The sequence below is a fragment of the Mangrovimonas yunxiaonensis genome, assembly GCF_000733475.1.
Taxonomy (GTDB): domain Bacteria; phylum Bacteroidota; class Bacteroidia; order Flavobacteriales; family Flavobacteriaceae; genus Mangrovimonas; species Mangrovimonas yunxiaonensis.
Genome location: NZ_JPFK01000007.1, coordinates 598,270 through 624,730, shown reverse-complemented (window position 1 = coordinate 624,730; position 26,461 = coordinate 598,270). Strand labels below are relative to the sequence as shown.

The window sequence follows — 26,461 nt, the reverse complement described above, 5'->3', positions numbered from 1 at the left end:
ATTTAGATTAAGTTTGTATCAAACAATTTTTCAATGGAAAACCAACTTATCAATTTATTGATGTACTGCATCCCAACTTTAGTAACCGGTGCAATAGCTTACATGTTTTTTAGGGAGCATTTATACAATGAAACCAACCGCAGGAATTTTTTAATCCAAAAGGACCTGCAAAAAGAAGCCCTGCCGCTTCGCCTTCAAGCCTACGAGCGCATGGCGCTATTTTTAGAGCGCATTTCTCCAAACAGATTATTGGTTAGAGTACAGCCTACCTCTAATGATAAGCACGATTACGAAACATTACTTATAGCAACCATCGAACAAGAGTTTGAGCATAATTTAACACAGCAAATTTATGTGAGCAGTGAATGTTGGGGCATTATTAATACTGCTAAAAATGCAACCATTCAATCTATAAGAAAAGCCAATAAGACAGATGGCGCTACCGATGCCAACAGCCTACGTGAAGTTATCCTTACCAACCTTATGGAGCAACAAGCTCCTAGCGATGTGGCCTTGGCCTATTTAAAGAATGAGATTAGCGACATGTGGTAAAAGCTAATTAACTTTCTCGAAACGCTGCTGGGCGTATTCGTAACCTTGTTCCCACCATTTGGTCATTAATCGCTTACTGAATATTAATGCATTTTCGGTTAATTGTGTGGGTGTATAATACAGATTAAGCTTTACGTTGTTGTTTTTGGCTGCCAGTTTTCCAATTAAAATATCGTTACGTTCTACCTGGTTTAGTAAATGGTCGAATAAATTTATCATAAGTGAGAAAGGGTTTTTCCCCAACACCTTGTTGTGCTCCATATTTTCAGACTCTAGAACAATAGCATCGACTTCGGTTGCCCCACGTTGAATCGCCTCTCTAATGGGCACTACACAACCCAGGCCGCCATCACCATACTCATAACCATCTACTTTGGCCAGCGACATAAACGGAATGTAATTACAGGAAATCCAAATCCAATTGCAAAATGCTTCGTAACTATAGTCGTTAATGGACTTATATTCAACCTTATTTTTCGATAGGTTTGATACCGTTACCACCAAGTCCTGTTTGGTTGCTTTTATCTGGTCGTATTCTGCCTTAGTAAAATTGCGTTTAATGTTTCGTTTTAGGCTCTTACTTTCTCCAAACGTGCGTTTCATTCGAATAAACTGCCAAAGGGAATTTACAAAATCGATAGACACGTATTCCCTATCCCCTTTTTTGCGCTGCACAAAGGGACTCACACTAAAAATATCGTGCTGTTGTACATTGGTATAAATGTCGTAGAGCTTGCCAATGTCGTTTGTTGCTAGATGAGGCACCAACAAACTTCCGGTTGATGTACCCAAAAATATGTCGTAGGTCTTCTTTTTTTCTTCCATAAGGTATTGGGCCACACCGCCAGCAAACGCGCCTTTACTGCCACCTCCCGAAATTACTAATGCTCTCATAATAGTAGGTTATTTATTTAATCGTTCGTTTAGGGCTTTAGCAAATTTTACCATCCTCCAGTTGTGGTGCGTCATCGCTTGAGTTAAATTGGCCTTGCATGTACTGTGGCATGCATTTAAAGCCTCTAAATACTGAAATGCACTTATGCGCAGCTCATAATTATAAACTGGGGCGGTATAATTTACCAATTCATTGTAATACATTACATCGTTATCCGGCTCAAAATCTGGGGTTGATAAGGCCAGCACCAACCACAACAGCCGTACATTTTTTGTGGCATCGCCAAACGCTGTTCTGGTTTTGTTAAAAAAAGTGGCTCGGTCTTCGGGAAAATTAACCCACAGATGATATAAGGCTGCCTCTTTAGTTTTATACGACATATCGTCGAGCAAGCTTTGGTAATCCTGCTTTAAAGCTTGCGGAATTTTAGACAGACTTTCGGCTATGGCCTGCCTTACCTTTAACCCATTTTTAAACGTTTCTGAAGTTACCAAATGTGGCTGCTGCCTTACAATTTTTGCTTTAGCCTGGTCGGAAACACCCGAGTTTAAATAATACTCACATTTAGAAGTAACAGCTTCGCAATCGACCATTTCGTATTCTTGTATAAATGCAGACTGCATGAGTAAGGTTTTGGCTTCTGCTTCGGGAAAACGTTCACCTTCGATCCAGAGTGCTACAAAATCGGACAAATTCTGACCGCTTACATTTTCAGCTTCAGAAATAAAATCCTGCGTCTCTACATTTTTAAACTTATGTTTTTGTAGGTATTGCGTAACAGCAGTTCTAAACGCCTTATCGCCTATTTTTTCTCTTAGAGCGTGCAACACCCAACAACCGCGTTTATAAAATGTTAAACTACTGGACTTTGGGTTTAACAAGGACGTTGCCAAACCATCTCTGTCCTGTGCTACCAATTCGTGGTAGTATTGGTATAATTGCCAATAATAATGCTGTTTTCCAAACACGGCTTTTTCGGCTAACAGGGCGTAATAGGTTGCAAATCCTTCTTGCAGCCAATGGTGCTCACCACTTTTTGCGGTTACTAAATCACCAAACCATTGGTGGGCTAGCTCGTGCGCATTTACATTTACATAATTCCTATCGTTAAAGGCTGTAGAATCAACAACAAAAGCATCGGAAAAAATGGTGGCACTGGTGTTTTCCATGCCCGCATATAAAAAATCGTGCACCGGAATTTGCTTATAATTTTGCCAAGGATACGCCACCCCTATGTCTTCCTCCATAAAATCGAACATCTGTTTCGTATACCGGTATGTGGGTTCTACGTTGTTGGAATCTTTTGGGTAGTAATACATCTCTAGAGGAATGCCCGATTTTGAGAATTCTGTTTTCTTTTGATACTTACCAATTACTAACGCTACCAAATAACTGGACATGGGTTGTTTCATGTCGTAATGCCATTTGGCCATCGAATCGTTTACCGTTGTTTTCTGCAACAATTTACCATTAGCAATAGCCTGATTCTCTTTATGAGATAAAACCGTTAAATCGAACTCTATTTTATCGTTAACATCATCGATACTAGGCAGCCAATTGCTGGTATATTTCCCTTGTCCCTGAGTCCAAATTTGATTAGGAGCCTCGTCTTGCCACCCTACAAAATACATGGCTTTTTTGGGCGTTGCCTGGTAAGTAAACGTTAACCGATATGTTTGTTGTGGTTTAAATGCTTTTAGCAGCCAAAGTTTTTCACCGTCGTTGCGCCATTCTACAGCGGTATTGTTAAGTAGCACTTCTTCAAAACGCATGTTAATAGCATCGATATAAATAGCGTCTACAGGCTTTTGTATTTTAAATTCATAGGCCAAGTTTCCGTAAACAGATGACGTTTCCGCATTAAACCTTAAATCTGCTGTTAAACGCTTAAAATCGACATATTCTGTTTGCTGGGCAGTAGCAAAAGCACTTACCACAAAAGCAACGAGTAATGTAAGGTGTTTCATATTTTGAAAAGTAACAAATTCCTGTCCAAAACAGAAAAGCACGTTAAAAAAATTTAACGTGCTTTTTAAAATCTTATCGCAATATGGGTTTAATCGGCTACTGTAGGCTTGGTTATTGGCGTGGTACTTTTTACAACAACGTAAGTTGATGTTGCATAAAAGGCTCCACCATTATTACCGTCATTAGTCCAATCTTCAAAATCGTACGCAAACGTAAAGGCGCTTCCAGCCATAGACGACCCAAACGCATCAATACGGGCAGGTACAGCCATACCTGGGCACCACCCCGCTCTATCAGGCTGCCAGTTTCCTGGGTTTTGGTTGCTTACAGGGTTAGCGGCACATCCCAATGGCCCCATATAGTGGCTAAACATGCCAGACCCGTTTATTAAAACATTATGGGTACGGTAGCACCATTCGGCGCAAGGTCTACTTCCATCTGCTGGTGTTGCGTGCCCCCAACCAGAAATAACGGTTCTTAAATGTGTGCTTTCGGCATTGGCAGGAATGCTTACCGATTTATCTAAATCAAAACTATGAGGCACGCCGTAAGGCACGCCATCAATAGAGTTTATATGATAACCCAACACCTCCGATACGGCGTAATAAGGGTAGTCTGGCGTGCCTTCAATATAATCGAAATCTACAGTGATTAAATCTGCTTTATCGGTCCAATTTTCGATATAAATTCTTAATTCTACAGCACCTGTTAAAAGCGATTTAAAATCGGTAACGTCAAACTCCAACCCTCTATCCAATTGTTGCGTTCCGGTCCAATAAGGCGTGATGTATCGGCCTATTTCGTACCAATTACCACTCTCTACGTCCTTAACTTTTACATTCGCGAACCTATCCCAATCGTCACATCCTGAAGACGGGCAATCGATTTGCAAAAACATTTTAATTTGCGCAATGTTACTCAGGTCTGATGGCAAGTTAAACGTTTGAACGGCAGACTGGCTGTAACCGCTACCAAAAGCTAAAGGCTGTTGGTTAAACGTTACATAATTATGCGTTACAGGCAAGCCATTTCCAATCAAAGTCACATCAACATTAGTTGTTAAAGCGTTTTGAATGGCTATAGCACCCATAGCGCTCCCTATTTCCGTTGGTAAAAACCTAACATAAACGGTATTAGCGCCATTGGCATTAACTGCTGGTATGGTCAACGAGCTATCGTAGGTTACATTGTCGCCAGAAACTTCAAAATTTCCTGTTACCGTAAGCGTGATATCATCTTCTAGGTGGTCGCCGGTAATAGTCAACATAGCGGCCTCTGAGATCTGGTTCATTTGCACATCTCCAAAGTTTAAACTGGCTTGGTCGGTTACAATAATTGGTGCGATGCTCGCCCCAGCGCCCTGCATGTTAAGCGTTTTTTGATCTGCTCCTGAACTTTGAAACGTAAGCGTTCCAGATACAGGACCTATAGCTGTTTCCTGAGGTGAAAACCTCGCGTAAAGGGTTATTGTTTCAGTATTTACTTCGCTTGGGCTTAACGACACAGTATTGCTAAAATCTACATCGTCTAAGGACACTTGAAAGTTACTCGAAGCCGTAACTGTTAATGCTTCTGTTAAATGCTGAGCCGAAACGTCTACCGACTGGGAAGCCGAAACGCTTAACACATCTACCTCGCCAAAGTTGGTAAACTGTCCTGCTAAGGTAATCACTGGTTTTTCCGTAGCTGTATTACCCGAAGAATCATCTTTGCTACAGCCAATATTTAAGGCCACAAGCAACATAATAACTACGCCTAAACCTGTTTTAATTTTTTTCATACGTTTAATTTTGTTGTGCTATTAAATTATTAATGCGTACAAATTAAAAAAAACATTAATAAAACTTTATTTTAGTGCCAATAAAACTTAAAAAAATATCAACCTCCAAACTCCCATAGACTATTTAAAAGGCGTTGGCCCCAACCGTGCCGATCTTTTGCGAAAAGAGTTAAGCATCTACACTTATCAAGATTTGCTTAACCTTTTTCCCAACAGGTATTTGGATCGCACGCACTATTACAAGATTAACGAGCTGCAGCGAAACTCTTCTGAAGTTCAAATTATTGGAAAGATTGTACGGTTTCGGGAAGTGGCCCAAAAACGCGGAAAACGTTTAGTGGCAACCTTTCAGGACGATACCGGCACAATGGAATTGGTATGGTTTCGGGGGCAAAAATGGATTAGAGACAGCCTAACCCCAAACAAGGCTTATGTTATTTTTGGAAAAACCAATTGGTTTAATGGCACCTTTAGCATGCCCCACCCAGACATAGAACCACTGGAAGATCACAAGAAAAGTTTGCGTGTTGCCATGCAACCTATTTACCCGTCTACCGAAAAATTAACCAATAAAGGCATAACCAATAGGGTGGTAAATAAAATTATGCAGCAGCTGTTTTTAGAATCCAAAAACAAGTTTGCAGAAACCCTTCCGGACGACCTTTTAAACGCCCTAAATTTACTCCCAAAAAATGAGGCGGTTTTAAATGTGCATTTTCCAAAAAATCAAGCCCTTTTAGCCCAAGCACAATTTCGTTTAAAATTCGAGGAATTGTTCTATATTCAACTGCAATTAATTTTAAAAAACCTTATTCACAAATCGAAAATTAAAGGCTACACTTTTGATAAAGTCGGCAATTATTTTAACACATTTTTCACCCACCATTTACCTTTTAATTTAACCCATGCCCAAAAGCGCGCTATAAAAGAAATTAGACAAGATTTGGGGAGCCATGCACAAATGAACCGCTTATTACAGGGTGATGTAGGTTCGGGCAAGACAATAGTCGCCTTCATGTCAATGTTAATCGCACTTGACAACGGTTTTCAAGCCTGTCTAATGGCACCGACTGAAATTTTGTCAGTTCAGCACTATAACGGACTTTTAGATTGGTGTAACATGCTGAATATCAGTATAAAAATACTCACAGGCTCAACCAACACTTTAGAAAGAAAACACATTCATGAATCTTTAGAAAATGGCGATTTACAGATCTTAATTGGCACGCACGCCTTACTTGAAGACAAGGTGAAATTTAAACATTTAGGACTCGCCATTATAGATGAACAGCACCGTTTTGGTGTGGCGCAAAGAAGCAAATTATGGCATAAAGGCACCGACCATCCACCACATATTTTGGTCATGACGGCCACCCCTATTCCCCGCACTTTGGCTATGTCGGTTTATGGCGATTTAGACCTCTCGATTATCGATGAATTACCTCCGGGAAGGCGCCCTGTAAAAACAGTGCATAGATACGATAATAATCGCTTAAAAGTCTTCCGATTTATTCGGGATGAAATCGACAAAGGCAGGCAGGTATATATCGTATATCCATTAATTCAAGAAAGCGAAAAAATGGACTATAAGGATTTGATGGATGGTTACGAAAGTATTGCCCGTGATTTTCCCGCACCAAAATATCAAATTTCCATAGTGCATGGACAAATGAAACCCGCCGACAAGGATTATGAAATGCAACGTTTTGCCAAAGGTGAAACGCAAATTATGGTAGCTACTACGGTAATTGAGGTGGGTGTTAATGTGCCTAACGCATCGGTTATGGTTATTGAAAGTGCCGAGCGGTTTGGCCTATCGCAACTCCACCAGTTACGGGGCCGTGTTGGCCGAGGTGCCGAACAAAGTTATTGTATTTTAATGACCAGTCATAAACTCTCTAACGATAGTAAGACCCGTTTAGAGACCATGGTTAGCACAAATGACGGCTTTGAAATTGCCGAAGTGGATTTAAAGCTTCGCGGCCCAGGCGATATTATGGGAACGCAACAAAGCGGCGTTCTTAACCTTAAAATTGCCAATATTATTAAAGACAAGGCTATTTTACAAAGTGCGCGTTATTACGCTAAAAAACTCTTGCAAGAAGATCCAAAGTTAGCTTTACCTAAAAACAAAGTTGTTTTGGAGACCTACAGGCAGCTTAGCAAGTTTAAAAACATCTGGAACTACATTAGTTAACAGCTTTTACCACGCCATAAAAAAAGTGCTACAAAACTGTAGCACTTTAATGTTTATTTTTTTTGAAGAAAGCCTATTGTTTTTCCTCTTGGTAAAGCTTAGAAAGTAAAACACCCTGCTCCTTTATAACGGCTTTCTTTTTTTGAATGGCCGCTTCGAAGTCTTTTAATGCTCGTTCGGCATTCAAGATTTTTTCCTCTTTAAGCTTTAGCTCCTCTTCAGAAATTTCACCTTCTTCTTTAGTTGTTCGCAAACGTTCTCTGGCCTCGTATATGCGTTTTTTGTTGCGCTCTAACGTTACTTCATCTTCTTCTAACTTACGCTTTTCTTCTTTAAGCATAGACTTAGCTTCTGCAGCTCTAGCCTGTCCAAACTCGCGTCCGGATAAGCCTTCTTTATTTTGGCCGTAAGCGTGGGCTTTTCCTTTAACCTCTTTCGCCTCGTGTTGTAGCGCCTCTTTTTTCTCCTTCATTTTCTGAGCCTGCTCTTTCGCTTGCTCTTTATTCTCTTTAGCCATTTCATTGGCTTCAGATTTAAGCGCTTTGCCTTTTTCTTTGGTTGCTTTAACCTTATCGTTCTTTACAGCTTTCGCTTCGTTTTTTACTGCTTTCTCTATTTTGTTTTTATTTGCTTTTTCTTGAGCCGTTGCTGTATTTAACGCAAACGTTAGCAACACGGCAAGCAAAGCCATTCTTTTTATCACTTTCATGGTTTTCTTTTTTTTATTTAGATACTATCTAGTTCTTTCATAGCTGTTTTAAGCGCTTCTTCATTTTCATGAACGTTTTCGGCAGCTTGTTTTACTTCTACTTCTGCAGCTTCAATTTGCTCGACAACGGCTTGTGTTTCTTCTGCTTCTTTTTCTTTATTATCGTCTCTGCACGATAACACAAAAACTACAGAGGACAAAAGCATTGTTTTGATAATTGTTTTCATATAAGATATTTTAGTGTTCGTGTTAAAGTTACGAACAACACTGGTCTTTTGGTTTTTTTAATCAGTGTTTTTTTACAATTTTTATTGTTTGCACGACCTGTTAGCTATTAAATTTGGCTTTTTTACTGCCTTCGTACATCACGTATTTTACCAAACGGGATTCTAGTTTTCCGTTAAACAGTTTTATTTTTCTTGAGGGGCGCAAACCAACGTGTTTTAACGCTTCTAAGTTTGATGTAATGAGCCAAGCATCCGTTCCTGGGTAGCTTTGCTTTAGGGTGTCACCAATGGCTTTATAAAACTGCTCCATATTAATCTCCAAACGCTCGCCATAGGGCGGGTTGAATACCATGTGCAACTTGCCTTCTGTTGGCTTTTCGGTTTTAAAGAAATCTTCATGCGCTATGGTTACAAAATCCTCTAAATGCGCATTTTTTATGTTGTCTTTGGCTTTTCTTACTGCAGACGGGGCTTTATCGTACCCTATAATTTTGTAGTGAAAATCCCGTGTTTTCTTCAGTAGTGACGCTTCAATCGTTTCAAAAAGATCGACATCCCAGTCCTGCCAACGCTCAAAAGCAAACTCTTTACGCATTAAGTTTGGCGGTATGTTGCAGGCAATCATAGCGGCTTCGGCCAAAATGGTACCACTACCACACATGGGGTCTATAAAATCGCTCTGTCCATCCCAGCCAGACAGCATAATCATACCGGCGGCCAGAACCTCGTTAATTGGCGCTATGTTTGTTGCCAATTTGTACCCACGTTGGTGCAGAGACTCGCCAGAGCTGTCTAAGGAAATGGTACAACGCTGCCTATCGATATGGACATTTATTTTTAAATCGGGAAACCTTAAATCCACATCGGGGCGTTTTCCTGTGGTATCCCTAAACTTATCAACAATAGCATCCTTGGTACGTAACGCCACGTATTTCGAGTGCTTAAACACGTTGGAGTGTACCGTAGCATCAACCGCTAAAGTTCCCGTTGGTTTTAAATACTTCTCCCATGGCAACTTATAGACCATCTTATACAAATCGTCTTCATGGTGCAACTGAAACGTTTTAATAGGTTTTAATATTTTTATTGCTGTACGCAAACCCAAATTGGCCTTGTACATAAAGCCTTTATCACCTACAAAACTTACGTTTCTCACCCCCACTTTCACGTCTTGAGCACCTAATTGTCTTAGCTCTTTAGCTAGTAATTCTTCAAAGCCAAATAAGGTTTTGGCAACCATGTTAAAATTATTCTCCATTTCTTATAAAAAATAGAATGCAAAAATACAGTATTTTTGTGGCAAGATAAGCCTAAAACAAAAAAGAGACGGCTCAGTTCGAAAAACGCCTATGACAAAAGATACAACACAATGGTACGCCTCTTGGTTTAACACCCCTTACTACCACACACTGTATAAGGACCGCGACCATAAAGAAGCCGAATTGTTTATGAACAACCTAACGGCCTACTTAAATTTACCTGAAGATGGTAAAATTTTAGACCTTGCTTGCGGCAAAGGAAGACACGCCGTTTTTTTAAATGGCTTAGGCTATAATGTGGTTGGTGCAGATTTATCTGAAAGTAGCATAGCCCACGCCAAGCAATTTGAAAATGACCGCCTAACGTTTAAGGTTCACGACATGTCCTTACCCTATGGCGAAAAGTTTGATGCTGTTTTTAACCTTTTTACCAGTTTTGGATATTTTGAAGACGACAGCAATAATTTAAAAACCATTAAGGCCATTAAAGACAACCTTAAACCCCATGGTTTTGGCGTTATCGATTTTATGAATGTCGATTTTGTACTCGATCATTTAGTTGCCGAGGACGAAAAAAACATCAATGGCATTACCTTTAACCAAAAGCGAAGCTATAGCGACGGGCACATTGTTAAAACCATTTCCTTTACAGACGAAGGTCAGCATTTCGAATTTAAAGAACGCGTAAAAGCATTGCGACTAAAAGACTTTGAACACATGTTTAATGCCGCCGGTATTTATTTACTGGATGTGTTTGGCGATTATAATTTAAGTAAATTTAGCCCAAAAACATCCGAACGTTTAATCATGATTTTCAATTAAATGATTACAGCTTATCTTTTACCCATGCTAGCCGTTGTTCTTGGCGTTGTTCTAGTAACTGTTTTTAAACACCAGCAAAAGGGCTACCTAAAGCCGTTATTGGCATTTAGTGGCGCATTTTTACTCGCCATGACCCTATTCGAGCTTTTGCCAGAAGTTTACCACCACCTAAATGCTAAACATACAGGAGTATTTATTATGCTGGGCATTTTGCTACAGGTAATTTTGGAGTTTTTCTCGAAAGGGGCCGAACATGGGCACATACACATTCACCAACACAACAACAAGTTTCCTTGGTTATTGTTTTTAAGTTTGTGCCTACACAGTTTTTTAGAAGGCTTCCCTATTCACGAGCACAACGACATGGTTTATGGTGTGTTAATTCATAAAATTCCAATTGCCATGTTAATTACCTCATTTTTGGTGCAATCTAAATTCTCAAAAATTCAAATGGTCATTTTTTTAACGCTCTTTGGATTAATGACTCCCATAGGCACCTTTATTTCCAACCAGGTAGACATGAACGAAACCTTGCTGTTAAGCATTCACGCTTTGGTTATAGGTATCTTTTTTCATATTGCTACCATTATTTTATTTGAGAATGAAGCCGGCCACAATCACAAGCTCAGCTATAGCAAGCTCATTGCCATCCTGTTAGGCATTGGCATTGCTTATATTATTTAAATTAAAAAGAAACAAAACCGTGTTTTCAAAAGAAGCCTCCAGACAATTACGTGAAGAATTTTGGACCAGTTTTGGGAAATCCTTCCCCCGGAAATGGATTTTATACCATACCAAAATAAAAGGCTTAAGCTTTAAGTTTCATTTCGATACCAAAAAAGCCTTTATTACCTTAGACCTTGAGGACGATTTGGAAAATCGCATTATGTGTTGGGAAAAATTAGTTGCTTTAAAAACGATTCTTACCAATGAATATTTACCAGATATTATTTACGAAGAGGAATATTTCTTAGATAATGGGAAAGAAATCTCCAGAATTTACCTCCCTTTAGAAGGCAAGGTTAGCATTCACAACAAAAACAGCTGGCAAGATGTGATGGTTTTTTTTAACACCAACATGATTCTTTTTGAAGCCTTTTTTGAAGAATATAAAGACATTATTAAGCCTTAGAATTGCTCTGGCTTTAAATAACAAAGAAAAACACCATAAAAAAATGGCATACCGCGCCCGTTAGTACAAATAGGTGCCATATAACATGATTAAACGGTATACGCTCTATGGCGTAAAACACAATTCCCACCGTATAAGCTAGCCCGCCCATAAAAAGCAGCAACACCCCGTTTGCGCCAACACTCTCGGACAGCGAGTTAAAATCGAAAACAATAAGCCACCCCATAACTAGGTACAGTAGTAGCGAGAAAACTTCGAAGCGCCCTGTAAAAAAAAGCTTTAAAACAAGGCCAAAGGCAGCAATACCCCAAACCCACCAAAACAACGGCCATCCCTTGCTATGCTCTAACGCAATTAAACTAACAGGAGTATAAGTACCTGCAATTAATACGTAAATGCCAATGTGGTCTAAAACCCTAAAGTAATGTTTTAATTTTTCCCGTTGAAAATAATGGTACAAGGTAGAAAATGAAAATAGCAAAACTATAGAGGCCCCATACACCGTTACACTAAACAAGCCCCAATGGGTTTTGTTGGTTTGGTAAACCACCATTAGCACTAGGGCAACAAGGCCAAACAACGCACCTATAGCATGTGTTCCTGCATTAAGTTTCTCTTCAAGAGGGGTTTGTATACGCATGGTTACTATTTGTTAGCCAGCCATTTATTGGTGAGTTCGTAAAAATCGAACTCCAAGGCAGATTTCTGGTATTCTAACGTACCATTCTGGAAATTTCGCTGTAAAATATCCTCAATCAAGTAATCTTCTTTATCGTTTTCGGGATCAAACGTTTCTTTAAGCGATATGTTAAACACGTTTGCTGTGCTATTGTACCAAAATGCCCGCCAGCCACTGCGTAAATCCTTAACCAAATCGAAAGTTGTAACTCCTGTTTGCCTATGAATTAGCTTAACCAAGATTTGCCCTTCGGTTTTGGTTAGGTTCTTCAATTCTTCGGTAAATTCTTCTTCTATATATTTCTGAATAATTTTGGTATAGCGTTTCTTCTCTCGTTTGTTTTCTATATCGGCCAAACGCTGCGTTAATGTTTCCAAACGTTCGGCAGCCAATTTTGCATACGGAAACACCTTTATGGTTTTTCGTCTTAAAATAAGATACCGCCTTCTTGCTAGCTTGTCATCAAATTTCAGTTTATGAAGAATCATAACCTCTTCTAAATCAATGGCCTTTCGGGGTATAGAATCGCCTTTAACAATAATATACTTACCCTCCAGAGAGTCCTTTTCAGGTTCAAGGCTCCCTTGACCAAAACCAAAAATGGGCCACAATAGTAATATGTAGATGATTTGTCTTGCCACGTGTTTTAAAATATATAGACAATTAATTATCTAAAACCATTCCAAAAACTGGGTTTAAAATTAACAATTTACAAAGGCATAACCCTTAAAATCGTATTAATATTATTATTTTAGTGCAAAAATTATTTTATGGCAAAAAAGAGCATACTCAATAAAAAATCCATCACATTTTTAGGGCAATATTTAAACAATGCTGCTCCAACAGGTTACGAATGGACCGGACAAGAACTTTGGATGGACTACCTAAAACCTTATGTTGATACTTTTATTACGGACACTTACGGAACTGCCGTTGGCGTAATTAATCCCGATGCCAAATACAAAGTGGTTATTGAAGGACATGCCGATGAAATTTCTTGGTACGTAAACTACATTACCGACAATGGCTTAATTCACGTTATTAGAAACGGTGGTAGCGATCACCAAATCGCACCAAGTAAGGTGGTAAACATCCACACAAAAAACGGCATTGTTAAAGGAGTTTTTGGCTGGCCTGCCATACACACCAGAGACAAAGCAAAAGAACAAGCTCCAACCCTAGAAAACATTACCATTGATGTTGGCGCTAAAGACAAGGAGGAAGTTGAAAAAATGGGCGTACATGTAGGCTGCGTAATTACCTACCCCGATGAATTCCATATTTTAAATGGCGATAAGTTTGTTTGTCGCGCTTTAGACAACCGTATGGGCGGGTTTATGATTGCCGAAGTGGCACGTTTGCTACATGAAAACAAAAAGACACTACCCTTTGGGCTGTACATTACCAACTCGGTACAAGAAGAAATTGGTTTACGTGGTGCAGAAATGATTACCCAAACCATAAAGCCTAACGTGGCCATTGTTACCGATGTGACGCACGATACCACGACCCCAATGATTAAAAAAGAAAAAGAAGGTCATTTGGAACTAGGTCTTGGTCCTGTTGTGGCTTATGCGCCTGCTGTACAGCAAAAACTACGCGACTTAATTACCGATACTGCCGAAGAAAAAAACATCCCGTTCCAACGCTCTGCTTTATCGAGAGCTACAGGAACCGATACCGATGCCTTTGCATATAGTAATGGCGGTGTGGCTTCTGCTTTAATCTCGTTACCATTACGTTATATGCACACTACCGTAGAAATGGTACATCGTGATGATGTGGAAAACGTTATTAAACTGATTTATGAAACCTTATTGAAGATTGAGGAAGGCGATACGTTTTCATATTTTAAATAAGATAGTGAATGTCATTGCGAGGCCTTGAAGACAAAATTGAAGTGGCAAAGTTTCTGATTTTCAAAGCACCAAAGTGACAAAGTATAGAAGCTGAAGATAAAACGAAGCTGAAATCGAAAAACCGCAACCCGACATTGCGAGACCTTTAGGTCGTGGCAATCTAACAGTTGAATAAAACAAAATATGTCTGTTCGAGCGTAGTCGAGAACTCAAAAAGTTGTCCATCAAAAAAAGCATCTCGATTCCGCTCGATATGACCAACTATTTTTTCTATGGATGAATTCATTGACATTGTTGATGCCTCTGGTAACCCAACAGGTAAAACAGCTTTAAAATCAATCATTCACAGCAAGGGCCATTACCATAACACAGCCCATTTATGGTTATACACAAAAGCAGGTGAAATCTTATTGGCACAACGCAGTTTTACAAAAGCCATTTGTCCTGGACTTTGGGATGTATCTGTAGCAGGTCATGTAGATGCAGGAGAAACCATAGAGCAAGCAACCATAAGAGAAACACAAGAGGAAATAGGCTTAACCTTACAAGAACATGAATTACTTAAAATAGGTGTGTTCCCGTGTTTTCAACATTATGACAATGGTATTATTGACAATGAATTTCACCACACCTTTATTGCTAAATTACAAATACCCATAGAACAATTAAAACCCCAACCCAATGAGGTTGAAAACTTAAAACTTGTTAGTACTAGCATGTTTGAAGGCCTCCTAAAGCACAGCCAAACCAACAACCATTTTATAGCATCAAACTCAAGTTACTACACTGCTATTTTAGACCAAATTAAAATTGTACTTTAGCGATATGAACCTTATTATTTTTGCGCTCGCCCCCGTTTTCACCATTATTCTATACATCTATATTAAAGATAAATACGAAAAAGAACCCAAACTGCTCCTACTCTACAGTTTTTTGTTTGGTGCATTTATAAGCATTATTATCACCACGATCATGTATGTGATTTTTGATTACATTTTACCATTGGATAGTTCTGTAGTGTTTCAACAATTTATAAAAGCCTTTTTTATTGTTGGCTTTACCGAAGAATTTAGCAAGTATATTGTCGTTCGGTTTTACAACCAACCTAAACCTGCTTTTAACGAACCTTACGATGGTATTATGTACGCCGTTATGGTATCCATGGGGTTTGCCGCTACCGAGAATATCATGTATGTTTTAGACGGCGGCTATAAAACGGCCTTACTACGAGCCTTTACTGCAGTTCCGGCACACGCCACCTTTGGTATTTTAATGGGCTATTTTATGGGTAAAGCAAAATTTGCCGGTAAAAACAGAGGCTTGCTTAACTTGTTAGGCTTACTCCTTGCCATTATTTTTCATGGGGCTTACGACTTTTTCTTGTTTATCGATTTTATTCCCGGTGTTTGGGTTGGCGCCTTCATATCCTTGGGTATCGGTCTCATTTTATCCAGAAAAGCTATTAAACGTCACCAAAATAGGTCACACTTTAAAATAGCTGACCGTAAAAAACACCTATAAATCCTTATATTTACACCACAAAAAACAGATATATGCACATGTACCATGTTACCGTAAATGGCGTAGATAGCTTTGAAATCTCTCAAGACGATATTTCAAATCTAGACGCCATTGCCACCACCAAAAACACCTATCACGTGTTACAACAACACACGTCCTATAAAGCCCAAGTCCTTTCAAAAGACCTCAACAACAAAACCTATCAAGTAGCCATAAACAACACGGTTTATACCATTAATGTTGAAGACACCTTGGACCGCCTTATAAAAGAAATGGGCTTCGAACTAGGGGTCACCAAACACATTAACAACATTAAAGCCCCTATGCCTGGCCTTATTTTAGATATTAATGTTAGCGTTGGACAGGAAGTAAAAGAAGATGACACCCTGTTGATTTTAGAAGCCATGAAAATGGAAAATGTCCTCACCTCGCCTAGAGATGGCGTTATAAAATCCATTTCGGTCTCCAAAGGCGATGCTGTAGATAAAAATCAATTATTATTAGAATTCGAATAACACATTAGATTTTCACCTTTGTGAAAATTGAAAACATATTTTCAATGAAAAAAATACTCGTTGCCAATCGCGGTGAAATTGCATTAAGAGTCATGAAAACCATTAAAAAAATGGGACTTAAAACAGTAGCCGTTTATTCTACTGTAGACAGGCAATCACCACACGTAAAATTTGCCGATGAAGCGGTTTGCATTGGCGAAGCACCTTCCAATCAATCGTACTTATTAGGTGATAAAATTATACAAGTCGCCAAAGACCTTAACGTAGATGCTATTCATCCCGGTTATGGTTTTCTTTCTGAAAACGCCGACTTTGCCGAATTATGCGAAGCCAACAACATTATCTTTATTGGCCCCAAAAGCAAAGCCATAAAAGTTATGGGAAGTAAATTGGCTGCCAAAGAAGCCGTAAAAGCTTACAATATTCCTATGGTTCCTGGAACCGACGAAGCCATTACAGATATTTCTAAAGCCAAAAATATTGCCACAGACATTGGGTTCCCTATCTTAATAAAGGCCTCTGCTGGCGGTGGCGGAAAAGGGATGCGTATTGTTGAAAAGGAAGCCGATTTTGAATCGCAAATGGATCGCGCCATTAGTGAAGCCGTTAATGCCTTTGGTGATGGTTCGGTATTTATTGAGAAGTATGTGGCCTCGCCAAGACATATTGAAATACAAATCATGGCCGATACCCATGGAAACATTGTACACTTATTTGAGCGCGAATGTAGCATACAGCGCCGCCACCAAAAAGTAGTTGAAGAAGCGCCATCGGCAGTTTTAACACCAGAGCTTAGAGACGCTATGGGTAAGGCTGCAGTAAGCGTGGCTAAGGCCTGCGACTATGTAGGCGCCGGAACCGTTGAGTTTTTATTAGACGACCAACATAACTTCTACTTTTTAGAAATGAACACACGCCTACAGGTAGAACACCCTGTAACCGAACTCATTACAGACACCGACCTAGTAGAGTATCAAATTCGTGTGGCTCGCGGTGAAGTGCTTCCTATTAAGCAGGCCGACTTAAGCATTAAAGGCCACGCTTTAGAGTTACGTGTTTATGCCGAAGACCCATTAAACAATTTCCTGCCAAGTGTAGGCAAACTAGAAACCTACCAACTTCCCGAAGGTGATAACATTCGCGTAGACAACGGTTTTGAAGAAGGAATGGATATTCCTATTTATTACGATCCCATGATTTCAAAATTAATTACCTATGGAAATTCTCGTGAAGAAGCTATAGAAGTCATGTTAAAAGCCATTAACAACTACCATATAAAAGGGGTAGAAACAACCCTACCCTTTGGAACGTTTGTATGCCAACATGAAGCCTTTCGCTCTGGGAATTTCGATACGCATTTTGTAAAGAAATACTATTCACCAGAAGCCTTACAAGAAAATCAAAAGGACGAAGCCCGTATGGCTGCTCTAATTGCCGTGAAACAATATTTAGAAGACAAAAAACAACTACGCGTACCAAACGTAGATCCTGCGTCGTAGCGCAGGATGACAAAAAACATGTTACCCCTGTCATTACGTACAACAATACGGAATCAAAAAAATGAAACAAAAAAACCTGTATCATAATAACAAAATACATTCAACTTGTCATTCCGCACTACGATGCGGAATCCAAGAAAAATAAACGCAGTGGATCCTGCGTCGTAGCGCAGAATGACAGAACATAATCACATTGTCATTCCGCACAGAGCCTGTACCAAACTTGATTTGGTAATGCGGAATCTAAAAACATTAAAATGAAAGGAAATTATTATCAATTTTATGTATATATTCTTTCAAACAAAAAAAATGGAACACTCTATATTGGCATGACAAACGACTTAGAACGCAGAATGTTTGAGCATAAAAACAAATTGAGAGCAGGGTTTACTAAAAAATATGAATTAGATAAATTGGTTTACTTTGAGCAGTTTCAGTATGTGAACGATGCCATTAAAAGAGAAAAGCAATTAAAAAATTGGAACAGACAATGGAAAATAGACCTTATTGAAAAAGATAATGGCAAATGGAATGATTTAGCTAAAGATTGGATATATTAATGGATCCTGCGTCGTAGCGCAGGATGACAAAAAACATGTTACCCCTGTCATTACGTACAACAATACGGAATCAAAAAAATGAAATAAACAAACCCTGCATCATAATGCAGAATAACAAAATACATTCAACTTGTCATTCCGCACTACGATGCGGAATCCAAGAAAAATAAACGCAGTGGATCCTGCGTCGGAGCACAGAATGACAAAAAGCATGTTACCCCTGTCATTACGTACAACAATGCGGAATCTAAAAACTGAAAACAACACCTATGGAAGACAAAATAAAAGATCTTAATAATAAACTTACCGAAGCCTTTTTAGGCGGTGGTAAGAAACGCATTGAAAAACAACACGAAAAGAAAAAACTCACCGCCAGAGAACGCGTACAATACTTATTGGACGAAGGCTCTTTTGAAGAGATTGGCGCGCTTGTTACCCATCGTACCAAAGAGTTTGGCATGGACAAACAGCAATTTTATGGCGATGGTGTGGTAACGGGTTATGGCACTATTAACGGGCGTTTGGTTTATGTGTTCGCTCAGGATTTTACGGTATTTGGCGGCTCCCTATCGGAAACCCATGCCGAGAAAATCTGTAAAATTATGGATCTGGCCGTAAAGGTTGGTGCGCCAATTATTGGCTTAAACGACTCTGGTGGGGCACGTATTCAAGAAGGCGTGCGCTCGCTTGGTGGCTATGCCGATATTTTTTACCGCAACGTTCAAGCATCGGGGGTAATCCCACAGTTATCGGCCATTATGGGGCCTTGTGCCGGTGGTGCCGTATACTCGCCCGCCATGACCGACTTTACCCTAATGGTAGAAAATACCAGCTACATGTTTGTAACTGGCCCCAATGTGGTAAAAACCGTTACCAACGAAACCGTTACCAGCGAAGAATTGGGCGGGGCAAGTACGCACTCCACAAAATCGGGGGTGGCCCATAAAACCTCTGCCAACGATGTAGCCTGCCTAGAAGATGTAAAAAAACTGCTAAGCTATCTACCACAAAACAACCAAGAAAAGCCTAAAGCACTACCCTACGAATTAAACGATGAAATTCGTGAGCAATTATCTAATATTGTTCCAGACAATGCCAATAAACCTTACGACATGCACGATGTGATTTCGGGCATTATCGATACAGATTCGTTTTATGAAATCCATAAAGACCATGCCGAGAACATTATTGTTGGCTTTGCCAGATTAGGCGGAAAATCCATTGGTATTGTTGCCAACCAACCCATGTTCTTGGCTGGAGTGTTAGATGTAAACAGCTCGAAAAAAGCAGCGCGTTTTGTGCGGTTTTGCGACAGTTTTAATATTCCTTTGTTAGTCCTAGAAGACGTTCCTGGATTTTTGCCTGGAACCGACCAAGAGTGGAATGGCATTATTGTACATGGGGCCAAACTGCTGTATGCATTTAGCGAAGCTACCGTACCGCGAGTTACAGTTATTACCAGAAAAGCCTATGGCGGTGCCTACGATGTTATGAACTCCAAACATATTGGTGCCGATATGAACTTTGCATGGCCAAGTGCCGAAATTGCTGTTATGGGGGCCAAAGGAGCTGCAGAGATTATTTTTAGACGAGAGATTTCTGCCGCCGAAGATCCCGAAACCAAGTGGAAGGAAAAAGAAGCCGAATATGCCGACCGCTTTGCCAACCCTTACAGTGCTACCGAGCGTGGTTTTGTAGATGAAGTTATCTTACCAAAAGACACCAGAAGGAAGCTTATTAAAGCATTTGCCATGCTAGAAGACAAACATGTCGACGCCCCAAAGCGCAAACACGGCAACATCCCGTTATAAAAAACAGCAAAAAAGAGGCCAAAACTTAACGTTTTGGCCTCTTGCTACCAATCAACATCTAAATAAATCAAGTACTTAGTGTAAGAATTGGGAATAGAATGTATCCTTTATTTTTTGATAGCCTTTAATTGTATTTAAGTATTTATGACCTATACTTTGATGTTTGTTTATATAGAACATATCACACTCTAAATGATCGCATTCTTTATAATTAGGCATGGATTTCTCATAAGCTTTCAATTCTTTTAAAACATCTTGCATATAAGTAATCATTTCCAAAAAAGCATCTCTTAAAGCCCTATCTTTAAGCACGTTGGATGATATTTTAGCCAACCTATCACTTTCTTCCACATTATAGTTTATTTGCTGCAACCATAATTTAAGCTCGTCATGACTACGTTTTTGCAGGATTTGATCGTCTGAATCGTGTTCAAAATAAGTTTCAAGTCTCATCATAGTTGTATTTCTTCTTCTATTTTGTGTTGAACGTTTTTTATTTTTAAAGTTTTAACCCCAGCTGGGAACTCCCATTCCATGGTATCGTTTTTTGCATACCCCATAACGGCAGATCCCATTGGTGCCAATACCGAAACCCGACTCATTGCTGCATGGCTTTCCGTAGGCAATACCAGTTGGAATGTTGTTTCCCAACCATTATCCTCTGTCGATACTGTAACCAAAGAGTTAAAGCGTACAACGTCTTCAGGAAAATCACTTTCATCTACAACCTTGGCGTTTTTTAATTCTTCTGCCAAACGCTTAACTGAATATTTTCTGGTGTCTTCTTTGTATTCAGCAGATAAATTCAACAAACGTTTTAAGGTTACAAACTCTTTTTTTTCTAACATTAAGGTTCCGTACTTCATATTGCTATTAATTAAGGGAAAATTCCGCGTTGTACATAAGCTCTTTCTATACGCTCTATGGCTATTACATAAGCGGCAGAACGCATGTCTATACCTTTTGCTTCTGAAGTTTCGGTAACTTTTCTAAAAGCTTCTTTTAGCTTTTTGTCTAGTTTAACCAAGACTTCTTCTAGCTCCCAAAGCTCGCCATTTCGGTTTTGTAACCATTCGAAATAACTGCAGATTACCCCACCAGAGTTACAAAGTATGTCTGGAATAACATCTATACCTTTTTCAAGTAAAATTTTCTCGGCTTCTACAGTTGTTGGTCCGTTTGCGCCTTCGGCTACTAAAAATGCTTTAATATCGTTGGCGTTTTCTTTGGTAATTTGGTTTCCTAATGCTGCTGGAATACAGATATCGCAAGCCAATCCGAAGAAATCATCCTTGTCCATATCCTGCGCTTGGTCAAAACCAACTATGCTTCCACCATTCGCTTTAGAGTAATCTAAAAGAGCCTCTACAGGAATACCTTTTTCATTTTTAATGGTGCCGTATGCATCTTGAACACCTACTAGCTTAGCGCCTTCTTGCTCCATAAAATAGGCGGCCCAATACCCTACATTACCAAATCCTTGTACGATAAAGGTTTTGTCTTTTAGGGATACATTTTTATTAGCTGCCCAATATTTAATGGTTAAGAACACACCGTAACCAGTGGCTCTGTCGCGGCCTTCTAACCCACCTGAACCTATTGGTTTACCGGTTACAACGTGTTGGTTTTTTGAACGCTCTGAAGGCGATTTTGTAGACATATACGTATCTGCAATCCAGGCCATGGTTTGTGCATTGGTATTTACGTCTGGTGCTGGAATATCGTGCTCTGGGCCAATATTCTCTCCTAGAGCATACGCAAAACGTCTTGTAATACGCTCAAGCTCTGATGTTGAATATTTTTTAGGGTCTAGTTGAATTCCTCCTTTTGCGCCTCCGTAAGGTAGGCCAGCTAAAGAAGTCTTCCAAGTCATCCACATGGCTAACGCCTTTACAGCATCTATATCGATTGTTGGGTGGTAGCGAAGCCCGCCCTTATAGGCTCCTAGGGCATTGTTGTGCTGTACACGGTAACCTTTAAAAATTTCAACATCACCGTTGTCCATACGTACGGGAAAGTGAATAATCAATTCGTTATTGGTTACCGAAAGGATTTTTTTAATATTCTCATTAAGACCTACCAATTTAGAAGCTGAATCAAATTGCTTCATTACATTTTCAAGCATTCCTTGCTTTGGCTGGTCTTTCTTCTTCAATTCTTTTATTAATGTCATATTTTTTACTTTAGACAAATTCTACTATTTTATTATTTGATGTTTCGAATGATGGACTCTTAGGAGTCTCTTGTTTTGTTTCCGCTAACTCATATTCATTGCACGACCAAATAAAACTTTTATTGGGCGTTAAGCTACAATCTGTATTGAACTTACAATTAACACATAAACTGTTTTCTCTCATTTTTGCGATTTTATTATTGCCTGCTATAAAACAATTGCTGTGCCATAAAGGTTAGCTTGGGTCTGAAATATTATGTAACTAACTGGTATCCATATTATTAACGTGATTTTATTAAACAAACAGCATTGTGTTGCATTGGGGAATTTTTACCCACTGTGGAGATTTTCCCCAGAAATAATCTATTGTATTTTTTGGTTTAACGTCTTGCGGTCAATTTGAAGAATTTTGGCCGCTTTTGATTTATTATTCTCTGTAAATGCCAAGACTTTAAGTATGTATTGTTTTTCTATATCTTTAAGCGGCAACAACGTGTCGTTATTTTCTGGAAATTCTATGGTATACTTGAGAAAATCCGGCAAATCGTGAAGTGTAATTTGCTTATCGCACATAATCACGGCTCGCTGGATAATGTTCTCCAACTCCCTTATATTTCCAGGCCACGAATACCGCTCTAAGGCGTTTAAAGCCTCAGGGGTCATGGTTAACAACCTATCTTTATATTCTACGCCATATTTTTGCAAAAACTTATCTACCAATAAGGTGATGTCTTCTTTTCTGTCTTTAAGTTTGGGGACTTCAATTTCTACAACGGTAAGCCTGTAATACAGGTCTTCCCTAAAGCTCCCTTTCTCTATACGTTCTTTTAAGTTAAAATTGGTGGCCGCAATAACCCTTACATCAATCGGTTCTGTTTTTTTCGACCCCACTCGGGTAATTTCCTTTTCCTGTAACACTCTAAGCAACCGCAATTGTGTTGCCATGGAGGCGTTACCTATTTCATCTAAAAAAATGGTGCCTTTGTTGGCGGCCTGAAAAAAGCCTTTTCTATCTTCGTTAGCCCCTGTAAAGGCGCCTTTTACATACCCAAACAATTCCGATTCCAGAAGGTTTTCGGGTATGGCTCCGCAGTTTACAGCCACAAAGGGTGCCGAGGCAAATTTCCCCATATAATGTATGGCCCTTGCCACCAGTTCTTTTCCGGTACCGCTATCGCCTGTTATCATTACAGTAGCTTTGTTGTCTTTTACGCGCTCTATAATATCGGTAACATTTTTTATGGCTTCCGATTGCCCGATAATATCGCCATAACTAACCGCACTTGGCTGTGATTTTGTAGGAGCTGATCGCTTTTTTAATCCTGCCAACGATTTACCAACAGCCACCTTAAGTTCGTCTTTTGTAAAGGGCTTGGTTAAGTAATCTACAACGCCAGAGCGCATGGCCTGCTTTGCATCGTCTAAAGATGGGTATCCAGTAACGATTAGCTTGGGTAGTTGCGGGTAATGTTCTGAGGTGTACTTGATTAATTCCATACCGCCTACCCCCGGCATGTTTAAATCGGTAATTAGTAAGTCTATCGATTTTCCTTTAAGGACTTCTACAGCCTCTTTAACCGAAATGGCTTTATAGGTGTGGTAGTTAAGTGATTTTAAATGACGCTGAATGAGCTCTAAAATATGAACATCATCATCTACTATCAATATATTTTCCTTTTGTAATGGCATGTACGTAATCTTTATTTTGGAAAACTGATTTTAAAAATGGTTCCTTGGGGCGTATTGGGACTATGCGATATGTCGCCCTTATGGCTTTTTACAATGCCATGAACCACGCTTAACCCCAACCCAGAGCCTTCGCCTACCGGCTTGGTGGTATAAAACGGATTGAAAACAGCTTCGGCATCTGTTGCTTGTATACCACTGCCTTCGTCTGAAATGGTTATGTAAACGTGCTTTTTGTCCTCAAATACTTCTACTAAAATAGTGCCTTTTTCTGGTGAGAAATATATGGCGTTAATCACCAAATTAAACACCACTTGGGTTAATTGTATGGTGTCGACTTTATACGGGATGTCCTCTGAGCTGGTTATCACCCGACAATCGATTTGCTTTTTGCTAAAATTAGGTTTTATTAGCTTTACGGCATCTGTAATAATGGGCACAATATTGGTTTGTGTTTTGTGCTGTGGCATGTCGCAAGAAAAAAACATGAGTTTTTTAACAACCTCACGCGAATAAATGGTACTGCTTATAATTCGCTCCAGATCGGTAAGGGCTTTTTTGTTGCCTTGCAGCTCGTCTTTCAACAATTCGGCATACCCAAGAATATTGGCCAAAGGGGTGTTTAGCTCGTGGGCAATGCCCGCGGTTATTTCACCTAAAATGGTTAACCTATCTACACGCTCTACTTGCCGTTTAGAGCGCATATCGCTTTCTACAATTTGCTTGCGTTCAAACAAATCGCCCAATTCTAAAGCAACGGCATTAAGCATTTGTTTTTCTTCTTCTAAAAAACTGTTGCTGGAATACGCTTCTTTGGGGTATCCTACTTTTACAGAACCAATGGGCTGATTAAATGCTTTTATTGCCGAAAGCATAAATACTTTTTCTGTGGCATCTTTGCCCCACTCAACATAAATATCATCCAGAAACAACTCTACAACAGCCTCTTCTGGAAACTGTATTGCCTTGCACAAGCTACGGGCTATCGCCTCTAGCGTTGGGGTTAGGTTATTAAGGTCGGCATTGGCAATATACGAGCTAATGGTGTAAAGACACGTGAGTTCTTTTATGCGTTCCCTTAATTTATCTTCTGTAGAAATTGGTTCCTCCATGATGCAAAATTACGGTTTTATTCTATAGAAGACACCTTTATCTTAAAGATAAGATTGTTAATCTATGTAACATTGTTTTTTTACCTCTAAAGCGTTAAAATACCTCTCTAAAAAATCATGATATAAACGGTTTTTACAGGCTTACTTTAAATAGAAAAAGTCTATTGAAGGTCTAGACACAAAGCCTTGAAGAAGGCTTTCCCATTAAGCAACTGTTAAAATTATAACAAACGTGTATTAACAGCAGGATACGAGCTGCTTTTATGATACCTTTGAAAGATGCAAAACAATCTTAAAACCAAAGACAGCCTCAACATAGAATTTGTAGGCTTAATGGCATCGTTAATGGCTATTGTAGCCCTAAGTATTGACGCTCTGCTTCCTGCTCTGCCAGACATTGCGCACGATTTAAATGTTACCGACCCCAGCAAAAACCAATTGCTAATTACCATGATATTTTTAGGACTTGGTATTGGGCAATTAATTCTTGGGCCGCTATCTGATAGCTACGGCAGAAAGCCCATTATTTACGCTGGGTTTTCACTTTTTGTCGTTGCCAGCATTATCTGCGTTTCGACCCAAAGTTTTGAATGGATGATTTTTGGTCGTATTTTACAAGGTGCTGGTTTGGCCGCTCCTAGAACCATAAGTATTTCTATGGTTAGAGACACGTACAGCGGCGATTATATGGCTCGGGTCATGTCGATAGTTGTAATGGTTTTTATATTAGTGCCTGTTGTTGCGCCAACTTTAGGGCAGTTTTTAATCACGTTTTTTGATTGGCATTCCATTTTCAACCTGAATTTAATTTACGGGGTTTTGGTAATTTATTGGTTTTGGAAAAAACAACCTGAGACTCTGCCTAAAGAAAAACGCTCTAAGCTATCAGTAGGACTTTTTGTAAATGGCACCAAAGCTTTTTTTAAACAGAAAAGCGCTGTGGTTTACACCTTGGTATCCGGCTTGATTACCGGTTCGTTTATGGTATACCTCAGCACCTCACAATATATTTTTGAAGAACAATACCACCTCGCAGACCTGTTTCCTTATATCTTTGCCAGCTTAGCCATTTCCATTGGTTTTGCCACATTTTTAAACAGTGCTTTGGTTATGCGTTTTGGCATGAAGGCCATTGCTAAAACTGCGGCTTTGGCATTTTGCGCCATTTCCATTCTTTATGTGGTTATTTTTTATAACGGTCAAAACCCAGACCTTTCGGTGCTGGTTATGTTTTTTGCTTCACAATTTATTGCCATTGGCTTTTTATTTGGCAACCTGCGTTCTTTGGCCATGGAGCCCGTTGGGCATATTGCCGGGGTTGGTGCTGCTATTAACGGATTTCTATCTACGGTTATGGCCGTGCCTATTGCCAATTACATAGGAAGCTTTGTTTCTAATAGTGTTTTGCCACTATTTATTGGATTTTCTGTATGTGGTTTACTATCGGTTGTTTTAATGTTTTTTTCCAAAGAAAAAACCGCCCCTGTAGCAGAGGCGGTTTAATC

Annotated in this window: 26 protein-coding genes; 13 read left to right on the top strand and 13 right to left on the bottom strand. The window is 39.5% G+C overall.

The window, feature by feature from the left end; genetic code table 11:
* The first annotated feature begins 33 nt into the window (after positions 1-33).
* Positions 34-552 carry a DUF7935 family protein gene (locus tag IA57_RS10265; protein WP_036122877.1) on the top strand — a complete coding sequence of 173 codons (519 nt, stop codon included), beginning with the start codon at positions 34-36 and terminating at the stop codon, positions 550-552.
* Between the two features lie 3 nt (positions 553-555).
* Here the strand turns inward: IA57_RS10265 and IA57_RS10260 are convergent, their stop codons facing one another.
* From IA57_RS10260 to IA57_RS12730, 3 genes are all read right to left on the bottom strand, one after another.
* Entirely contained in the window at positions 556-1,446 is an 891-nt protein-coding gene (locus IA57_RS10260; RefSeq protein WP_036122874.1) for a patatin-like phospholipase family protein, read from the bottom strand.
* 9 nt (positions 1,447-1,455) lie between these two features.
* Positions 1,456-3,414 (bottom strand): M1 family metallopeptidase, encoded by a 1,959-nt coding sequence (locus IA57_RS10255; RefSeq protein WP_036122872.1) that lies wholly within the window; start codon positions 3,412-3,414, stop codon positions 1,456-1,458.
* An 89-nt stretch (positions 3,415-3,503) separates the two neighbouring features.
* Positions 3,504-5,195, bottom strand: coding sequence for a peptide-N-glycosidase F-related protein (locus IA57_RS12730; RefSeq protein WP_229730291.1), 1,692 nt, complete (start codon positions 5,193-5,195; stop codon positions 3,504-3,506).
* A gap of 97 nt (positions 5,196-5,292) precedes the next feature.
* On the opposite strand from IA57_RS12730, the gene recG reads away from it, so the two are divergent.
* Positions 5,293-7,392, top strand: coding sequence for an ATP-dependent DNA helicase RecG (gene recG, locus IA57_RS10245; RefSeq protein WP_036122869.1), 2,100 nt, complete (start codon positions 5,293-5,295; stop codon positions 7,390-7,392).
* Positions 7,393-7,465: 73 nt separating this feature from the next.
* Here the strand turns inward: recG and IA57_RS10240 are convergent, their stop codons facing one another.
* The 3 genes from IA57_RS10240 to IA57_RS10230 form a co-directional block, all read right to left on the bottom strand.
* A complete protein-coding gene (locus IA57_RS10240; protein WP_036122866.1) occupies positions 7,466-8,101 on the bottom strand; it encodes a hypothetical protein in 636 nt (211 codons plus the stop codon).
* A gap of 17 nt (positions 8,102-8,118) precedes the next feature.
* On the bottom strand, positions 8,119-8,328 hold the full coding sequence (locus IA57_RS10235; RefSeq protein WP_036122863.1) for a hypothetical protein: 210 nt from the start codon (positions 8,326-8,328) through the stop codon (positions 8,119-8,121).
* Between the two features lie 100 nt (positions 8,329-8,428).
* The gene (locus IA57_RS10230) at positions 8,429-9,586 is read right to left on the bottom strand and encodes a THUMP domain-containing class I SAM-dependent RNA methyltransferase (RefSeq protein ID WP_036122860.1); all 1,158 of its coding nucleotides are present in this window, start codon (positions 9,584-9,586) and stop codon (positions 8,429-8,431) included.
* A 91-nt stretch (positions 9,587-9,677) separates the two neighbouring features.
* On the opposite strand from IA57_RS10230, the gene IA57_RS10225 reads away from it, so the two are divergent.
* Genes IA57_RS10225 through IA57_RS10215 form a run of 3 tightly spaced genes read left to right on the top strand, consistent with a single transcriptional unit; the run spans position 9,678 to position 11,541 of the window.
* Positions 9,678-10,409: a class I SAM-dependent methyltransferase gene (locus tag IA57_RS10225; RefSeq protein WP_036122858.1), complete on the top strand. Its 732-nt coding sequence runs from the start codon at positions 9,678-9,680 to the stop codon at positions 10,407-10,409.
* Entirely contained in the window at positions 10,410-11,093 is a 684-nt protein-coding gene (locus tag IA57_RS10220) for a ZIP family metal transporter (protein WP_036122854.1), read from the top strand. It begins immediately after the preceding gene.
* Between the two features lie 19 nt (positions 11,094-11,112).
* On the top strand, positions 11,113-11,541 hold the full coding sequence (locus IA57_RS10215; RefSeq protein ID WP_036123356.1) for a DUF4268 domain-containing protein: 429 nt from the start codon (positions 11,113-11,115) through the stop codon (positions 11,539-11,541).
* A 13-nt stretch (positions 11,542-11,554) separates the two neighbouring features.
* Here IA57_RS10215 and trhA read toward each other — a convergent pair whose 3' ends face one another.
* Both trhA and IA57_RS10205 read right to left on the bottom strand, forming a co-directional pair.
* Entirely contained in the window at positions 11,555-12,181 is a 627-nt protein-coding gene (trhA, locus tag IA57_RS10210) for a PAQR family membrane homeostasis protein TrhA (protein WP_036122852.1), read from the bottom strand.
* A gap of 5 nt (positions 12,182-12,186) precedes the next feature.
* Positions 12,187-12,861 carry a DUF4294 domain-containing protein gene (locus IA57_RS10205; RefSeq protein ID WP_036122851.1) on the bottom strand — a complete coding sequence of 225 codons (675 nt, stop codon included), beginning with the start codon at positions 12,859-12,861 and terminating at the stop codon, positions 12,187-12,189.
* A gap of 129 nt (positions 12,862-12,990) precedes the next feature.
* On the opposite strand from IA57_RS10205, the gene IA57_RS10200 reads away from it, so the two are divergent.
* The 7 genes from IA57_RS10200 to IA57_RS10170 all read left to right on the top strand — a co-directional run bounded on the left by IA57_RS10200 (position 12,991) and on the right by IA57_RS10170 (position 19,985).
* Positions 12,991-14,079 carry a M42 family metallopeptidase gene (locus tag IA57_RS10200; RefSeq protein WP_036122849.1) on the top strand — a complete coding sequence of 363 codons (1,089 nt, stop codon included), beginning with the start codon at positions 12,991-12,993 and terminating at the stop codon, positions 14,077-14,079.
* A 272-nt stretch (positions 14,080-14,351) separates the two neighbouring features.
* The gene (locus IA57_RS10195) at positions 14,352-14,900 is read left to right on the top strand and encodes an NUDIX hydrolase (RefSeq protein WP_036122846.1); all 549 of its coding nucleotides are present in this window, start codon (positions 14,352-14,354) and stop codon (positions 14,898-14,900) included.
* Between the two features lie 4 nt (positions 14,901-14,904).
* Positions 14,905-15,600 carry a PrsW family intramembrane metalloprotease gene (locus tag IA57_RS10190; RefSeq protein ID WP_036122843.1) on the top strand — a complete coding sequence of 232 codons (696 nt, stop codon included), beginning with the start codon at positions 14,905-14,907 and terminating at the stop codon, positions 15,598-15,600.
* A gap of 32 nt (positions 15,601-15,632) precedes the next feature.
* Positions 15,633-16,115, top strand: coding sequence for an acetyl-CoA carboxylase biotin carboxyl carrier protein subunit (locus IA57_RS10185; protein ID WP_308418514.1), 483 nt, complete (start codon positions 15,633-15,635; stop codon positions 16,113-16,115).
* Positions 16,116-16,159: 44 nt separating this feature from the next.
* Positions 16,160-17,614, top strand: coding sequence for an acetyl-CoA carboxylase biotin carboxylase subunit (gene accC, locus IA57_RS10180; protein ID WP_036122841.1), 1,455 nt, complete (start codon positions 16,160-16,162; stop codon positions 17,612-17,614).
* Positions 17,615-17,871: 257 nt separating this feature from the next.
* Positions 17,872-18,174, top strand: coding sequence for a GIY-YIG nuclease family protein (locus IA57_RS10175; protein WP_036122838.1), 303 nt, complete (start codon positions 17,872-17,874; stop codon positions 18,172-18,174).
* Between the two features lie 269 nt (positions 18,175-18,443).
* Positions 18,444-19,985 carry an acyl-CoA carboxylase subunit beta gene (locus IA57_RS10170; protein ID WP_036122835.1) on the top strand — a complete coding sequence of 514 codons (1,542 nt, stop codon included), beginning with the start codon at positions 18,444-18,446 and terminating at the stop codon, positions 19,983-19,985.
* 75 nt (positions 19,986-20,060) lie between these two features.
* On the opposite strand, the gene IA57_RS10165 is transcribed toward IA57_RS10170, so the two are convergent.
* The 5 genes from IA57_RS10165 to IA57_RS10145 form a co-directional block, all read right to left on the bottom strand.
* The gene (locus tag IA57_RS10165; RefSeq protein WP_051881037.1) at positions 20,061-20,441 is read right to left on the bottom strand and encodes a hypothetical protein; all 381 of its coding nucleotides are present in this window, start codon (positions 20,439-20,441) and stop codon (positions 20,061-20,063) included.
* Positions 20,438-20,851, bottom strand: a complete 414-nt coding sequence (locus IA57_RS10160; protein ID WP_036122833.1) for a GreA/GreB family elongation factor — start codon at positions 20,849-20,851, stop codon at positions 20,438-20,440. Before IA57_RS10160 ends, IA57_RS10165 begins: the two co-directional genes overlap by 4 nt.
* Positions 20,852-20,862: 11 nt before the next feature.
* Positions 20,863-22,158, bottom strand: a complete 1,296-nt coding sequence (locus IA57_RS10155; RefSeq protein ID WP_036122831.1) for a Glu/Leu/Phe/Val family dehydrogenase — start codon at positions 22,156-22,158, stop codon at positions 20,863-20,865.
* 363 nt (positions 22,159-22,521) lie between these two features.
* Positions 22,522-23,847, bottom strand: coding sequence for a sigma-54-dependent transcriptional regulator (locus IA57_RS10150; protein WP_036122827.1), 1,326 nt, complete (start codon positions 23,845-23,847; stop codon positions 22,522-22,524).
* 11 nt (positions 23,848-23,858) lie between these two features.
* Positions 23,859-24,956: a sensor histidine kinase gene (locus IA57_RS10145; protein ID WP_036122825.1), complete on the bottom strand. Its 1,098-nt coding sequence runs from the start codon at positions 24,954-24,956 to the stop codon at positions 23,859-23,861.
* Between the two features lie 279 nt (positions 24,957-25,235).
* On the opposite strand from IA57_RS10145, the gene IA57_RS10140 reads away from it, so the two are divergent.
* Complete coding sequence (locus IA57_RS10140) at positions 25,236-26,459, top strand: multidrug effflux MFS transporter (RefSeq protein ID WP_036122820.1); 1,224 nt, start codon at positions 25,236-25,238, stop codon at positions 26,457-26,459.
* Positions 26,460-26,461: the final 2 nt, after the last annotated feature.